Raw genomic sequence first — 14,230 nt, 5'->3', positions numbered from 1 at the left:
CATCACTGAATTTGCCGGAATCGCCCAAGATCACTCCAAGACCATTCTGCCAGCACGTTTGGAAGGGGATATGACCGAGCAGACGAACCGCCAGAGAATCGCCGCCGACGGCATCACCGCGCCTCTGCGGTACACCGTGTTCCGGCGCATCTGGCTCGCCAGCCTGCTCTCCAATCTCGGCCTCCTGATCCAGGGCGTGGGTGCAGCCTGGGCGATGACGCAGATGGCGGCCTCGGCGGACAAGGTGGCGCTGGTGCAGACCGCCTTGATGCTGCCGATCATGCTGATCTCGATGCCGGCCGGCGCCATCGCCGACATGTATGACCGCCGCATCGTCACCCTGGTCTCGTTGATGATTGCACTCACCGGCGCAACCGCGCTGACGGTGCTGGCCGGGTTCAATCTCATCAGCCCGGAGACGCTGCTCGCCTTCTGCTTCGTGGTGGGCAGCGGCAACGCGCTGTTCGGCCCGGCGTGGCAGTCTTCGGTCAACGAACAGGTGCCGCCCGATGCGCTGCCTTCGGCCGTCGCGCTGAACGGCATCAGCTACAACATCGCCCGCAGTTTTGGGCCCGCAGTCGGCGGCGTCATCGTCGCGGCGCTCGGCGCGGTAGCGGCGTTTGCCTGCAACGCGATCCTCTATCTGCCGCTGCTGGTGGTGCTGCTGCTGTGGCGGCGCAACACCGAGCCCTCGCGCCTGCCGCGGGAAAAGCTCAACCGCGCCATGGTCTCCGGCTTCCGCTACATCACCAATTCGCCGCCGATCAAGATCGTGCTGTTGCGCACGCTGGTGATGGGCCTGATCGGCGGCGCCATCATGGCGCTGATGCCGCTGGTCGCGCGCGACCTGCTGCATGGCGGTGCGCAGACCTACGGCATCATGCTGGGGGCCTTCGGCATGGGCGCCGTGGTCGGCGCGCTCAACATCCACGAATTGCGCAAGCGCATGAGCGGCGAGGCCGCGATCCGCGCCTGCACCATCTCGATGGCGTTCGCGATGGCTGCCCTTGCCCTGAGCACGGAGCCGGTGCTGACGGCAACTGCGCTGGTGCTGGCCGGCGCGGTCTGGATGGCCGCGATCGCGCTGTTCAATATCGGCGTGCAGCTCTCGGCGCCGCGCTGGGTCGCCGGTCGCTCGCTCGCGGCATTCCAGGCCTCGATCTCCGGCGGCATCGCCATCGGCGCCTGGGGCTGGGGCCATCTCACCGACTATGCCGGCGTCGAGGTCGCATTGTTGACCGCCGCCGGCCTGATGCTGATCTCGCCCCTGCTCGGGATCTGGCTGACGATGCCGCGCGTCGGTGCCCGCAACGAGGATGCCGACGTGCTGGCCGATCCCGAGGTGAAACTGTCCCTGACAGGGCGCAGCGGACCTCTGGTGGTCGAGATCGAATACCGCGTGTCACAGGAGAACGCGCGCGCGTTCCACAACGTGATGCAGGACGTGCAGCTCTCACGGCAACGTAACGGCGCCTATGGCTGGTCGATCGCCCGCGACATCGCCGACCCCGAATTGTGGACCGAGCGCTATCATTGCCCGACCTGGTTCGACTATCTGCGCCAGCGCAACCGCTCGACGCAGTCCGAACGCGCGCTGCATCAGCAGGCGATCGATTTCCATATCGGTCCCGAGCCGGTGCGGATCCGCCGCATGCTGGAGCGTCCGTTCGGCTCGGTGCGCTGGAAGGATGAGACGCCAGATCGTGCGAGCGCCGAGGTGCTGCCGGTGGTCGCGACCGCGGCGGGGAGCAGCACGTAGGTTTCTTCGCTCCATCCGGGCCACGGGAAGCACTACTGCCCGTGCTCGGTCAGCACCTTGTCGCAGCCTTTGCTCAGCTTGGTGCGGTTCTGCTTGAGGCAGGCGAGCACAGCGCCATCGCCATTGTTCATCACGGCGCGGCAGAAGCGGGTGACATCGCGCGCGCAGGCATCGTGGCCCGGCTGCTGCTGCGCGGATGCGACCGACGCGCCGAGCAGCAAGAGAAGAATGAAAAGAAATCTGGTCATCGCGTAATGCCTCTTACCCGGAAGAATGTGCGGGCGAAGCTAGTGCGACGATCCCTCAGCCGCAACGGCTTTATTGGCGGCCGCATGACGCCGCCGCGTCGCCCCGGCTAGACGCCGGGGCGTATTCGCGAGGGGAGCTAACCGACGCAACGATGACGGTGTTGCGTGCTCTTACTGCTTGTCCTGGGCGTCAGCGACCTTGCGCGACGCGCCCTTGGCGAGATCCTTGTCCATCACCGCGCGGCAGCCGACGCTCAGGTCCGAGCGATGCTTCATCATACAGGCCGTGATCTTCGGGATGTTGGGGATTTCCGACGAGCACAGGCGGAAGGCGTCGCCGGTGCACTGCTGCTGCGCCTCGGCCGAGAAGGCGAAGCTCGAGGTCGTCGAGACGAGCGAGACAATGGCGGCAAGGCCGAGCGCCAGGCTGATGTCGCGGAGACTGGCAGAGAAGGACTTGGTGTTAAGAGACTTGGTGTCAGGAGATTTGGTCATTTGAAGCTCCCATTGGCGCCGTCGCAACGGTGCCCGTTGTTGATGGGAGCTACGATGCTCCAGCAAAACAGTTTCCACTGTGATGATGGTCACGGGCCGCACCCCGACTGTGACGTCGGTCACTTTGGCGCACCGCCCTGAAATTCCTCCACAACCGCCGTCGTGTTGGTGTCACGTTAACTGTTACTTCGCATTAATGGCTCGTCGCGCGGGAAATTCCGCCGGTTTGGTTGCGTAATTGGAAAGAATAGCGATGCGTAATGCGTTGGGCCTGATGTTGGCCAGTGTAGTTGCGGCGGTCGTGATCGCCGCCGGCGGTTGGTTTTATTATTCCTCGCGCGCCGATCAGGCCGCTCCCAAGACAATTGCCGCCCGTGCCGCCGATCAATTGCCGGCACCGGCGAAGCTCGCCGCCAGGGATGACGTCGAGACCACCGCAACGATCGCCGCCAAGCCGACGACAGTTGCTCAGGCACCCGCGCCCGCCCCGGCCATGCCGGTTCAGCAGAAATCGACCTGCACCAATCCGAACGCGCTGGGCGTCGCCCGCGTGGTCGAGATCGACACCACCGGCGGCCCCGGCTTCGGCTTCGATCATTTCAAGCAATTCGACTTCCTCACCGACAAGGAAGTCGTGCTGACCTTCGACGACGGTCCCTGGCCGGTGAACACGCCGAATGTGCTGAAGGCGCTGGCGGATGAATGCACCAAGGGCCTGTTCTTCTCGGTCGGCAAGCATGCGACCTATCATCCGGAGATCCTGCGCCAGGTGCTGGCCCAGGGCCATACGGTCGGCACGCATACCTGGTCGCACGTCAATCTGAACGGCAAGAAGATGACGGAGCAGATGGCCAAGGACGAGGTCGAAAAGGGCATCAGCGCGGTGAGGTTCGCGCTGGGTGCCAACCCCGCGCCGTTCTTCCGCTTTCCGCAGCTCCAGCATAATCCGGCGATCGTGGGCTATTTCGGCACCCGCAACGTCGCGATGTTCTCGACCGACGTCGACTCCTTCGACTTCCGCAAGGGCGCCACGCCGGAAAAGATCATCGAGACGGTGATGACCCGGCTCGACAAGCTCGGCAAGGGCATCATCCTGATGCACGATTTCCAGAAGAATACCGGACTGGCCCTGCCGACGCTGCTCGCGCGGTTGAAGGCCGGCGGCTACAAGGTCGTGCAGATGAAGGCCAAGACGACGCTGCAGACGCTGCCGGAATATGACGAAGCGATCATGAAGGACATGAAGGTGCCGACCGCGAGCACGAACACGCGTCCGATCGGAAGCGTGGTGCAGACGGTGTCGCAGTAAACGCCAGCGATCCGATCCAAAGTCTAGCGTCATGGCCGGGCTTTTTGCCCGGCCATTTGCTTTTGGCGAACGGCTTACCAATAGATGCCGTGGCGGTGCAGCTCGCTGATGATGCGGCGCTCGGTCCAGCGCTTGGACTTCGGCTGGTCCGCCCTTGCCGTTTTCTTGGTGGCGGGCTTGGTTGTCGCGACCGGCGCCGGGGTGGTCGTGGGCGTGGTCACCGCGGGAGCCGCCGGCGTGACCGTGGCGGCCGGCGCAGAGAGCGACACTGCCGGCGGACGATCGGAATATTTCGGCGCCTCCGCGGCTGGCGCGACTTCGCTCACCTGCGCCGTGGCGGCGGTCGGCGTCGTTTGTGGAGCAGGGGCCTGAGCGCCCGCCGCGGACAGTGACAGGCTGCGGGAGCCGTCTGCCTGGGCAGAGGCAGAAGCCAGGACCATGGCGGCAACCAGAATGATCTTGCGCATGTGAAATCTCCCCGTGTTGGCGTACCCGGGACATTACGGGGAAGGTGTCCTGGGTTAAGTGATTGGCCTCACACAATCGCGGAGCAATTTCGAACCGGCCGGCTGCGATCAACACGCCCGCCGATAGACCCGCAGCGTCACATCCGGAAAGCTCATGCTGTCGAGCAGGCAGACGCCCTTTTCCGCGTCCATGCGGGCGATGAGATCATCGCCGACCCGCGGTCCGACCAGCGTGTGCTGGATCGAGCTCGAGACGACGAGGATGTTCGACTGCAGAAGCGCGTCTGCGGTGGCCGCTGCCGTTCGATGCAGCATCTCGCCGCGGACGACGAGATTCATCCGCGCCTGCGCCGCATACAACTGAATGGTCGCGGGCGTGACCGGGTAGGGACTCGAAAAGCCGACATAAAGCGGGCCCGACGGCGGTGGCTTGACGTCGCGCAGAAGCGACCAGAGACGCTCGGTCGATGCGCGGATGCTGTCCTGCTGCTGTGCGCTCAGCGGCGTCGCCACGCTGAGCTGACCGATCACGACGTGCTTGACGAACAGCGCGAACGCCATTGCGAGCGCAAGCACCCGGCCCGCCGTCAGCATATGGCGACGGATGGCTGTCGCAAGGGCCGTGCGCGCAAGCAGCGATTCAATGGACGCCATGATGGCGCAGCCATTGAGGACCATCGCGACGATGAACACGCCGTAGAACATTGCGCCGAAAAAGTAGGTCTTGATCTCGGCAACGGACGGAATGGCGTAGGCAATCAGCACGGTCGCGAGCAGAACGACGGCATCCAGCACCGCAGCCCGGCCCCGGATCGCAGCGAGCACGAAGCGCAGCAGCATCAAGGCCAACCCGATGGCGAGCCAATAGTGCAGGCCGAACTGTCCCTCTCCACCGATGGAGAAACGTAGCAGCCCGGGCCAGAAACCTTCGCCCGTCGTCCAGAGGTCGCGCTGGCCGACGAACACCATAAGAATGTAGGTGACGGTCTCGACCAATGCGGGCCCGATCAGCGCGGCCGTGGTCGCGATCAACGGCAGCACGAACCACACGAGCGCGCCGAGCGCAGTCCTGATCGACAAGCGCAATCCGCCGGCCTGGATGCAATCGACGACCAGCCGGATCGCGAACGCACTGCCGAGCAGAGCGAGCGCAGCCGGGAACGACGTCGGCTTGATGCAGGCGGCGAGTGCACAGGCGACCCCGAGGCCAGCCAGCGACCGGGCGCTGCGCCGGAGCACGCCGCGGTAGACGATGGCACCGGCGGCAAGACCGATGGCAAGTCCCGAGGGCAGATCGGGACGCGCTTCCGTGATCGTGTGCCACAGCACTGGCACGCACACCGCTGCGATCAGACACGATGCGATCTCGAGGACCGGCCGTCGCCGAACCAGCCAGATGATCCCGAGCAGGAAGCCGAAGACGATCACGGCATGAACGAGATAAGGACCGAGATAGCTTCCGGGAAACGACCAAAAACCGGTGGCCGCCACCAGCGTCGAAAACGGCGCATGGTGATGCAGCAAGTCCCAGACGCTGCCGGCGACGCCGCGGCTTCCGAAGGCACTCACCCATCTGACCGCGTCGCCGAAATAGGCGACGTCGTCATAGAGCGGCGGAACGGACAGCCGGCTGTGCAGCCGCGACGCGTCGAGCGATTTGGAAGCGACGATGGCGGTGATCAACGCCGCAAGGATGACGAGGCCCGGCAGCCGGACCCAGTCGCTCCGATCCGCGGCCCCCGTTCCGTTCGCCATGCCCCTGCCTGCCCCATTGCCCACACCCGGCCGGCACGAGGTTGTCAGCCATCTCTTAGGTACGATGCGTTACCCATCTCTTCGGGCTGGACAACCTGAGGCGCTGGTGCCGCAAGAGGGATTCGAACCCCCGACCCCGTCATTACGAATGACGTGCTCTACCAACTGAGCTATTGCGGCGAACCCTGCCGGGGCCAAGGCGATGCCGGCCCCGATACGCGCGCTCCTGATATCGGGCATGGCCCGAATTGGCAAGGACAAACCGGATTCGAAATGCGGCTCACGCGCCCCAGCGGGACCAGAATCCGCGCCAGCCGCCGGCCTGAGCCTTGGGTGTACCGATTTGTTCCGTAAATTCATCGCTCGGACCCTCGTCATCGATCCCGGGATCGTCGGGGGCCCGGACGATCGGGATGACCGCAGGAATCGGCGCTGGCGCGGGTTTGCCGAGGTCGGCGCGGCTCCGGAACACGGGGGTCGCCGCGGGCGGCGGTGATTCGGCGGGCTCGGGGGCCGGCTGGACCGGTTCGGCGGTCGCAACGGCCGGCTCGTCCTTGGCCATCGGGGGCAAATTGTCCTGCGCGGCCGGCACTGACGCCGGTGCCGATGCTGGTGCCGCCACGGGCGGTTCCGCCGGGCCTTCGCTGGGAGCCACCGTCACCCGCTTCGGCGGCGGGGCCGCCAGCATGGCCTCCTCGAAGGCCGAGGATTCGATCGTGGTCCCCTTGTCCGAAGGCAGGCTCGCGACCGGGGTCTGCCACTGGAACGCATCGAGCCGGCCGGTGACCGGGGAGACCGGGCGCCAACGGTCGCTGACGTAGCCGTCCGCAGTCCAGGCCGGATCGTGACGGGCGCGCACCGCGCGCAGGGTCCAGGCGCGGGCGCGACCGCCATCGCCGTGCTCGGTGCGCTCGATCTCGGCCATCAGCAGCGCGACGCGCTGGGTCGGATCCTTGACATAAGGCGCGAGCACCTCGCGCGCGCGAGCGAACTCGGAGGCATCGATCGCGGCGCGCGCGATCGCGAGCTGGCCCTCGACATGACCGGGCTTGTCGGCCGACGTCTTGGCCGCAAGCGTCTCGACCCGCTGCAAGCGGTGCCACGCGGTATCGCCTAGCTTCACGTGGGCATAGGCATCGGCGAGATCGGGATGCGGATTCGCGATCCAGGCGGCCTCGACCAGCTTCATGGCGCGGCGCACCTGATGCGCCTCGCTCTCGAATTTTGCGGCGAGCACCGCCGCCGGCACCAGCGTCGGCGCCAGCTTGATCGCCTCCATCACGCTCTCGCGCGCGACGTCGCGGTCCATGGTTGCCAATTCCAGCGCGCGTGCGGTGAGCAGGACGCCGCGCTGCCGGCGATAGGTCTGCTTGTCGATCTGCCCCGCAGACAGATTCGAATCGAGGATCGCAAGCGCACCGCTCCAGTCGCCACGCGCGCAGCGGAAGCCGAGCACCGCATGCGAGGCCCAGGTCGAGGACGGCGACAGCTTGATCGCTTCCTCCGCGATCATCACGGCGCCGACCGCATCGTCGGCGCGCTGCGCTTCGATGAACAGGCCGCGCAGGCCAAGCAGGCGCGTGTCCTCGCGCTCGGCCATGGCGCGGAAGACGCGCTGCGCCTCGTCGCGATTGCCTTCGAGCTGCGCTGACTGCGCATGCAGGAGCAGCGCGAGCGGATCATTCGGGGCATGTCGCCGCGCCGTTTCCGCGTGCCGGCGGGCGAGCGCGGTGTCACCATGACCGATCGCAAGCAGGCCGTGGGTGATGGCGTGGCGGCCCCGCGCGTGGCGCTTGTCATGGCGGCGGCGGCGCAGACGCCCCGGCGTGCGCCAGATCGTCGTCACGATGCTCCAGACCAGCACGACGGCCGCGGCAAACAGGCCAAGCAGGAACACGAATTTGGGAAGCGTGGTCGAGGCGCGGAAACTGCCCGCGGTCAGGACGAGATCGCCGGGCTGGTCGGCAACCCAGGCCGCGCCGGCCGCCGCCAGCGCGATCAGGACAAGGAAGAGGACGATGCGAAGCATGGCGATCCCTATACGCGCTGATTGTTGCGCGAAGCTTTATTGAGCAGGCTTGACGAGATCCGCCATGGCATCGTCGGCGAACTTGCGGGAAGCGGCGAGCGCAGCGTCGCGGGCATCGGCCTTGTCGAGCCAGGCCTGCGCCGGCGCACGATCGGCCTCGGCCAGCGTCTTGAGCTCGCGCCGCGCTTCCACGAAATCATTGCGCAGCGCCGCTGCCGTCACCCGTGCGACGATGGCGCCGCGATCGTTGCCGACCCCGTCGGTGCGCTCGATGCGGACGAGCTTTGAGGCTCCTGCCTGGAGACGCTCGACGATGCCCGTGCCGCTGGTCTGGGCTTCCGCCGGCGGCGACAGCTTCGGCACGATATTGAGCAACTCGCGGCTCAGCGCCACCGGCGTCGGAATGCCTGACGCGGCAAAGGTGTCGAGCGGCTTCAGCGCATCGGGCTTTGTCGCCATCGCCCGCGCTGCGGCCAATTGCGACTCGTAAGCATCGCCGTGACGAACGGCGACGTCGAGCAGGGCCGCCGCCACCACATGACGCAGCGGCTTGTCGTCCATCCTCTTCGCATCGGCGATCTTCTCGCCCTGCTGCGCAAGCTCGGCACGTTCGGTCTTGCTGGCGCGCTCGAGCTGGGCGATGCGGTCGCTCAGAGCGGCAAGGTCGGGCACGGCAGTTTGCGGCGCCGCTTTCGCATCGTTCAATGTGCTCGCGGTCTTGTCGGACTGCGCACGCAGATTGGCGACGTCGCTGCGCAAGCCGGTTGCGGATTTCTCCAGCGCGTCGATCCGCGCCGCCATGGCGGGATCAGCGGCGGGCTTGCCGGCCTTGGCTTCGACTGCCGCAACGCGACCGCTCAGCGCATCGACCGTCGCGCTCGTGACTTGCGGGGCGGCCGGCGGCGCCTGTACGGCGGGCCAGCCCAGCAACCAGCCGACCGCGATCACGACCGCCGCTGCGACAGCGCCGGAGAACGGCGCGATGACCCAGGGCGACATCGGCGCGGACGCGACGGAAGGCTGTTCCTCAGCGCGTTCAGGCTGCGGCTGGGACTTGGTCTCTTCGGACTCGATCTCTTCGGACTTGGCTTCCTCGACCCTGGTCTGCTCGTGCGCGGCTCGCTCGGGCTCCAGGTGAGCCTCCGGCTCGACCGCCGCCTCCTGCGGCTGGGTCGAGACTTCGGTGGCTTCGAGGTCGATGGTGGGCGGAGTGCGCTTGGCACGGCCGGACTCAGGAGCCAATCCTGCGTCTTCAGGCTTGTGGTCGGCCATCGTGACGGTTCCTCACACTTCCATACGCGGGACGGACCCGATTACGTCGGATTCGGCTCGACCTCTTACGCCAAACGGGTGCGCAACGCACGCTCCAAGGTGGTAAATAAGGCATTTTCGTCCGGTGTCGCAGCCACCAGAACCTGCGACGCGCCGGCATCGCGCAGCACGCTGGCAACAGTCTCGGACAGGCAGCATTGCGGTATAGCCAGCGCCGAGATTTCGACGCCTTCGTCCCTGGCCGCATCCAGGAACGCCCGGGCGCTGCGCCGGGAGTAGTGCAGCACCGCCTCGACGCCGTGAGCGGCAAAGCCCTCGCAGACCTCGCGCGGCAAATGCTTGACCGGCGCCATGCGATAGGTCGTCTGTGTGACCACGCTGAACCCCTCCGCACCGAGCTCGCCGCCGAGGTCGCGCGACAGATCCGCGCCTGCGAGATACAGCAGCGTGCTCTTTTTCTTCAGCACCTTGTCGCGTGCGCTCTGCATCACCTTGTCGCGCAAGGACGCGGCATCGCCGCCGGCGACGATCACCTCGGCAAAGCCGGCGTCGCGCGCCGCAGCAGCCGTATGCTCACCGACCGCAAACAACGGCAGCTCCAACAGACCAAGATCCTGCAATTGTGGCGCGACGGCACGGATCGCGTTGGCCGATGTGACGAGGATGGCACCGTAGGGAGCTTCACTCTCGTCATGGAAGGCGACCGGCTCGAACTTGAGCACCGGCGCAAGCAGCACCGCAAGCCCCCGCGCGCGCAGATTTTCCGCCGTCGCCTCATTGTCGGGATGCGGCCGTGTGACAAGAATGGACATCGCTGGTGTTCCCGAACCGATTGGCGGCCACGCATTCGTGAGGAAGCCGCGCGTGGCGATTGCGCAATCTGGCCCCGGAATGCTACCGGACGTACCAGAACTCTGCTTTACGGATGAGCGCAAGGGCGCAAATTGGATAACAATTCGCCAATGCTGGTACTGGGCATCGAAACAACCTGCGACGAGACAGCCGCGGCACTGGTCGAGCGCGCGCCTGACGGCAGCGGCAGGATCCTGTCCAACATCGTGCGGTCGCAGATCGAGGAGCACGCCCGCTTCGGCGGCGTGGTGCCGGAGATCGCCGCCCGTGCCCATGTCGATCTGCTCGACGGCATCATCGATCGCGCGATGCAGGAAGCCGGCGTCGGCTTCGCCCAGCTTGGCGGCGTCGCGGCCGCGGCGGGGCCGGGCTTGATCGGTGGCGTCATCGTCGGGCTCACCACCGCAAAGGCGATCGCGATGGTGCACGACACGCCGCTGGTTGCGGTGAACCATCTGGAGGCGCATGCGCTGACGCCGCGCCTCACCGACGGAATCGAATTTCCCTACTGCCTGTTCCTCGCCTCGGGCGGCCATACCCAGATCGTCGCGGTCACCGGCGTCGGCCAGTATGTACGGCTTGGCACCACCGTCGACGACGCGATCGGCGAGGCCTTCGACAAGGTCGCGAAGATGTTGGGCCTGCCCTATCCCGGCGGCCCGCAGGTCGAGCGCGCGGCGGCAGGCGGCGATGCCACGCGATTTGCGTTTCCGCGGCCGATGCAGGGACGCCCCGACGCCAATTTCTCGCTGTCGGGATTGAAGACGGCAGTCCGCACTGAAGCGAGCCGGCTAGCCGAGATCACGCCGCAGGACGTCAGCGATCTCTGCGCGAGCTTTCAGGCCGCCGTGCTGGATTCGACCGCCGACCGGCTGAGCGTCGGCCTCAGACTGTTCCGCGAAAAATTCGGCGCACCGCGTGCCCTGGTCGCGGCCGGCGGCGTCGCGGCCAATCAGGCGATCCGCGGCGCCCTCGATGAGGTCGCACAGCAAGCCGGGACGCAACTGATCATGCCGCCGCCCGCGCTCTGCACCGACAACGGCGCGATGATCGCCTGGGCCGGCGCCGAACGACTCGCACTCGGCCTGACCGACACGATGGAAGCGCAGCCCCGCGCGCGCTGGTTGCTCGACGCCAACGCGACGGCGCCGACCGGCTACGGCAAGACCCGGGCGGGATTCTAGCCATGACCACGTTCCAATCTGTCGCGGTGATCGGGGCGGGCGCCTGGGGCACGGCGCTGGCGACCGTGGCGGCGCGGGCAGGACGGAGCGTCACGCTCTGGGCACGGAATGCCGAGCATGCCGCGCGGATCGCCTCGACACGCGACAATCCGCGACTGCCCGGCGTACAGATCGCGCCGGAGATCGTCGTGACCAGCGATCTGGCGCTTACCGCACGCGCCGACATGTTGCTGATCGCAACACCGGCGCAGCATTTGCGTGGCGCCGTCAACATGCTGGCCTCGCATCTGACAGGGCCGGTGCCGATCGTCGCCTGCGCCAAGGGCATCGAGCACGGCACCCATAAATTCATGACCGACGTGATCGCGGAGGCCGCGCCGCACGTCCAGCCCGCGATCCTGTCGGGTCCGAGCTTTGCCGACGATGTCGCGCGCGGCTTGCCGACGGCGGTGACGCTGGCGGCAGGCGATGAGACGTTGGCGAGCGCGTTGGTGCAGGCCCTGGGCTCACCGACGTTCCGTCCCTATCACTCCACGGACATCCGCGGCGTCGAGATCGGCGGCGCAGCCAAGAACGTGCTGGCGATCGCAGTCGGCATCGCGGTCGGGCGCAAGCTGGGGGCCTCCGCCCAGGCCGCGCTGACGACCCGCGGCTTTGCCGAGCTGACGCGCCTCGGCCGCGCGCTCGGCGCACGCAGCGAAACGATCACCGGCCTGTCCGGCCTCGGCGATTTGATCCTGACCTGCTCGAGCCCGCAATCGCGCAATTTCATCCTTGGCCTTGCTTTGGGCCGCGGCGAGCAGCCGCCTGCGGGCAAGCTTGCCGAGGGCGAGTTCACCGCGCCGGTGCTGATCGAACTCGCAGCTTCGCAAAACGTCGAGATGCCGGTGTCAGAAGCCGTCGCGTCGATCCTGAGCGGCCGGAGCACGATCGACGCCGCGATCTCGGGACTGATGACGCGCCCCTTCAAGGCAGAGGAATGACGTCTTCTCGTCATGCCCGCGCTTGTCGCGGGCATCCACGTCTTGATATTGAATTGATGGCAGAGACGTGGATGGCCGGGACAAGCCCGGCCATGACGAATGGATAGGGCACGCGCGATGAACTACTGGCTGGTGAAATCCGAACCATCGGTGTGGTCCTGGGACCAGCAGGTGGAAAAGGGCGCCAAGGGCGAGGCCTGGACCGGCGTGCGCAATTATACCGCGCGCCAGAACCTCGTCGCCATGAAGAAGGGCGACAAGGCATTCTTCTATCATTCCAACGAGGGCAAGGAGATCGTCGGCATCGCGGAGATCATCAAGGAGGCCTATCCCGATCCGACCGACAAGACCGAGAAATTCGTCTGCGTCGATATCAAGGCCGACAAGCCGTTGAAGACGCCGGTGACGATGGCGACGATCAAGGCCGAGAAGAAACTCGCCGACATGGCGCTGGTGAAATATTCGCGCCTGTCGGTGCAGCCGGTGACGGCCGAGGAGTGGAAGCTCGTCTGCAAGATGGGCGGGGTTTAGCCGCAGGTGCGGCCTTAATTCTCCGCCGTCGTCCCGGACAAGCGCGCTCTTAGGCGCGCGTAGATCCGGGACCCATACTCCGCAGCAATCGTTTTGCGAGGACTCGGGGTTACCAGCGCGTGCTACAATATAATTTGGTGGTTATGGGTCCCGGCCTTCGCCGGGACGACACCGAGAGTTTGGCACGGCCATCGCACAACGACCTGCAATACCCGCGCTCACATCTCCGGCAGCGCAAACACCTCGCATGGCGCAGCAATGCCGCGCAGCGAATGCGATCCGAGCGCGATCAGCGGCATGTCCGTCTCGGCGGCGAGCGCGCCCGACACCAGCACGGTCCGCCCCAGCGACTTGCACAATCCCTCGAGCCGGCTGGCGAGATTGACGGCGGGACCGATCGCCGTGAAGTCGAGCCGGTTGGCGGCGCCGATATTGCCCCACAGCATCTCGCCCAGATGAAGTGCGGCACCGAATGCCAGCGGCGACAACCCTTGAGCGCCGCGCTCCTTGTTGAGATAGACCATGCCGGCCTCGGCCGCGCCTGCGGCACGCAGGGCGGCATCGCACGCGCGGCGGGGCGATGCCTCGACCACCGGAAAGATCGCGAGCACGCCGTCGCCGATGAATTTCAGCACCTCGCCGCCAAAGGCGTGGACAGCGCCGGCGATGCGATCGAACCAGGCATCCAGCGCGGCGATGACCTGTGCAGGCGGAGAGGTTTCCGACAACGTCGTGAAGTTGCGGAGGTCGGCATAGAGCAGCGCGGCCTGAATGGTCTCGCCGAGATCGCGGCGCAGAGGTGCCGCCAGCACCCGCTCCGCGCTCCGCTTGCCGAGATAGGCATCTAACGTCGCGCGCAACGTGGCGCGCGCGGCCAGCACGGCGAGGGGCGTCGCGGCAAAACGCGCGGCCTGGCGCAATTGCCCGATGTCGTCCGCGGTGAACGGACGCGGCCCGATCCAGCAAAGCTGCGGCCCATCTGGACGTCCGGCGATGTCTTCGTGGACGTCGCCGCGCGCGATGTCGCGCAGCCAGCGGCGACCGGCATCGTTGGGCGGATCGGGCGCCAATCCGCCCGGCGCGAAGCCGAGTGCTTCGATTACCTGGCCGCTGTCTGCACGCCACAACCAGGTCCGCTTCGCGATCAGCGGATGCGGCACCTCCAGCGTCAGGGCGCCCCCCGCAAGCGGCACGCCGTCGGCGACCAGATGGGCGGCGAGTTCCGCAAGCAGGCGATCAGCTCCGGCGCTATCCGAAGCGGCATCGACAAGCCAGGCGAGGGTCGGGGAGAGCTGCATGGCTCGATCATGGCCAAGGCGGGCCGCCTTTGTCACGGGCAATCCTTG

13 protein-coding genes and 1 tRNA gene are annotated in these 14,230 nt (G+C 66.5%); 5 read left to right on the top strand and 9 right to left on the bottom strand.

The genetic code is table 11. The features are described 5' to 3' along the window. The first annotated feature begins 70 nt into the window (after positions 1–70). On the top strand, positions 71–1,759 hold the full coding sequence (locus tag CIT37_RS01495) for an MFS transporter (protein ID WP_028139312.1): 1,689 nt from the start codon (positions 71–73) through the stop codon (positions 1,757–1,759). A 32-nt stretch (positions 1,760–1,791) separates the two neighbouring features. On the opposite strand, the gene CIT37_RS01490 is transcribed toward CIT37_RS01495, so the two are convergent. After that, positions 1,792–2,007, bottom strand: a complete 216-nt coding sequence (locus tag CIT37_RS01490; RefSeq protein WP_028139313.1) for a hypothetical protein — start codon at positions 2,005–2,007, stop codon at positions 1,792–1,794. Between the two features lie 171 nt (positions 2,008–2,178). Next, positions 2,179–2,502 (bottom strand): hypothetical protein, encoded by a 324-nt coding sequence (locus CIT37_RS01485; protein ID WP_028139314.1) that lies wholly within the window; start codon positions 2,500–2,502, stop codon positions 2,179–2,181. A 253-nt stretch (positions 2,503–2,755) separates the two neighbouring features. Between CIT37_RS01485 and CIT37_RS01480 the strand changes: the two genes are divergently transcribed. Continuing rightward, entirely contained in the window at positions 2,756–3,811 is a 1,056-nt protein-coding gene (locus tag CIT37_RS01480; protein WP_028139315.1) for a polysaccharide deacetylase family protein, read from the top strand. A gap of 74 nt (positions 3,812–3,885) precedes the next feature. Here the strand turns inward: CIT37_RS01480 and CIT37_RS01475 are convergent, their stop codons facing one another. From CIT37_RS01475 to CIT37_RS01450, 6 genes are all read right to left on the bottom strand, one after another. Then, positions 3,886–4,278 (bottom strand): hypothetical protein, encoded by a 393-nt coding sequence (locus CIT37_RS01475; protein ID WP_028139316.1) that lies wholly within the window; start codon positions 4,276–4,278, stop codon positions 3,886–3,888. 108 nt (positions 4,279–4,386) lie between these two features. Further along, positions 4,387–6,033, bottom strand: coding sequence for a glycosyltransferase family protein (locus CIT37_RS01470; protein WP_095424593.1), 1,647 nt, complete (start codon positions 6,031–6,033; stop codon positions 4,387–4,389). 104 nt (positions 6,034–6,137) lie between these two features. After that, positions 6,138–6,213: transfer RNA gene (locus tag CIT37_RS01465), tRNA-Thr, on the bottom strand. 100 nt (positions 6,214–6,313) lie between these two features. Beyond that, on the bottom strand, positions 6,314–8,062 hold the full coding sequence (locus tag CIT37_RS01460; RefSeq protein ID WP_095424592.1) for a heme biosynthesis protein HemY: 1,749 nt from the start codon (positions 8,060–8,062) through the stop codon (positions 6,314–6,316). A 36-nt stretch (positions 8,063–8,098) separates the two neighbouring features. Continuing rightward, entirely contained in the window at positions 8,099–9,334 is a 1,236-nt protein-coding gene (locus CIT37_RS01455; RefSeq protein WP_095424591.1) for a hypothetical protein, read from the bottom strand. Positions 9,335–9,399: 65 nt separating this feature from the next. Next, positions 9,400–10,146, bottom strand: coding sequence for a uroporphyrinogen-III synthase (locus CIT37_RS01450; protein ID WP_038972985.1), 747 nt, complete (start codon positions 10,144–10,146; stop codon positions 9,400–9,402). Positions 10,147–10,296: 150 nt separating this feature from the next. On the opposite strand from CIT37_RS01450, the gene tsaD reads away from it, so the two are divergent. The 3 genes from tsaD (at position 10,297) to CIT37_RS01435 (ending at position 12,884) form a co-directional block, all read left to right on the top strand. Next, the gene (gene tsaD / locus CIT37_RS01445) at positions 10,297–11,370 is read left to right on the top strand and encodes a tRNA (adenosine(37)-N6)-threonylcarbamoyltransferase complex transferase subunit TsaD (protein WP_095424590.1); all 1,074 of its coding nucleotides are present in this window, start codon (positions 10,297–10,299) and stop codon (positions 11,368–11,370) included. Positions 11,371–11,372: 2 nt separating this feature from the next. Continuing rightward, a complete protein-coding gene (locus CIT37_RS01440) occupies positions 11,373–12,353 on the top strand; it encodes an NAD(P)H-dependent glycerol-3-phosphate dehydrogenase (protein ID WP_095424589.1) in 981 nt (326 codons plus the stop codon). Between the two features lie 117 nt (positions 12,354–12,470). Next, positions 12,471–12,884 (top strand): EVE domain-containing protein, encoded by a 414-nt coding sequence (locus tag CIT37_RS01435; protein WP_028139323.1) that lies wholly within the window; start codon positions 12,471–12,473, stop codon positions 12,882–12,884. A 218-nt stretch (positions 12,885–13,102) separates the two neighbouring features. Here CIT37_RS01435 and CIT37_RS01430 read toward each other — a convergent pair whose 3' ends face one another. Next, entirely contained in the window at positions 13,103–14,182 is a 1,080-nt protein-coding gene (locus CIT37_RS01430; protein WP_028139324.1) for an adenylate/guanylate cyclase domain-containing protein, read from the bottom strand. Positions 14,183–14,230: the final 48 nt, after the last annotated feature.

The sequence above is a fragment of the Bradyrhizobium ottawaense genome (genome assembly GCF_002278135.3).
Taxonomy (GTDB): domain Bacteria; phylum Pseudomonadota; class Alphaproteobacteria; order Rhizobiales; family Xanthobacteraceae; genus Bradyrhizobium; species Bradyrhizobium ottawaense.
Note: the sequence above shows the minus strand (reverse complement) of the source record. Positions and strands in the feature narration are given on the sequence as shown.

Excerpts from the sequence above, each read along its gene's own strand:
- CIT37_RS01495 (WP_028139312.1), top strand. The coding sequence starts at position 71 with ATGACCGAGCAGACGAACCGCCAGAGAATCGCCGCCGACGGCATCACC.
- CIT37_RS01490 (WP_028139313.1), bottom strand. The coding sequence starts at position 2,007 with ATGACCAGATTTCTTTTCATTCTTCTCTTGCTGCTCGGCGCGTCGGTC.
- CIT37_RS01485 (WP_028139314.1), bottom strand. The coding sequence starts at position 2,502 with ATGACCAAATCTCCTGACACCAAGTCTCTTAACACCAAGTCCTTCTCT.
- CIT37_RS01480 (WP_028139315.1), top strand. The coding sequence starts at position 2,756 with ATGCGTAATGCGTTGGGCCTGATGTTGGCCAGTGTAGTTGCGGCGGTC.
- CIT37_RS01475 (WP_028139316.1), bottom strand. The coding sequence starts at position 4,278 with ATGCGCAAGATCATTCTGGTTGCCGCCATGGTCCTGGCTTCTGCCTCT.
- CIT37_RS01470 (WP_095424593.1), bottom strand. The coding sequence starts at position 6,033 with ATGGCGAACGGAACGGGGGCCGCGGATCGGAGCGACTGGGTCCGGCTG.
- CIT37_RS01460 (WP_095424592.1), bottom strand. The coding sequence starts at position 8,062 with ATGCTTCGCATCGTCCTCTTCCTTGTCCTGATCGCGCTGGCGGCGGCC.
- CIT37_RS01455 (WP_095424591.1), bottom strand. The coding sequence starts at position 9,334 with ATGGCCGACCACAAGCCTGAAGACGCAGGATTGGCTCCTGAGTCCGGC.
- CIT37_RS01450 (WP_038972985.1), bottom strand. The coding sequence starts at position 10,146 with ATGTCCATTCTTGTCACACGGCCGCATCCCGACAATGAGGCGACGGCG.
- tsaD (WP_095424590.1), top strand. The coding sequence starts at position 10,297 with ATGCTGGTACTGGGCATCGAAACAACCTGCGACGAGACAGCCGCGGCA.
- CIT37_RS01440 (WP_095424589.1), top strand. The coding sequence starts at position 11,373 with ATGACCACGTTCCAATCTGTCGCGGTGATCGGGGCGGGCGCCTGGGGC.
- CIT37_RS01435 (WP_028139323.1), top strand. The coding sequence starts at position 12,471 with ATGAACTACTGGCTGGTGAAATCCGAACCATCGGTGTGGTCCTGGGAC.
- CIT37_RS01430 (WP_028139324.1), bottom strand. The coding sequence starts at position 14,182 with ATGCAGCTCTCCCCGACCCTCGCCTGGCTTGTCGATGCCGCTTCGGAT.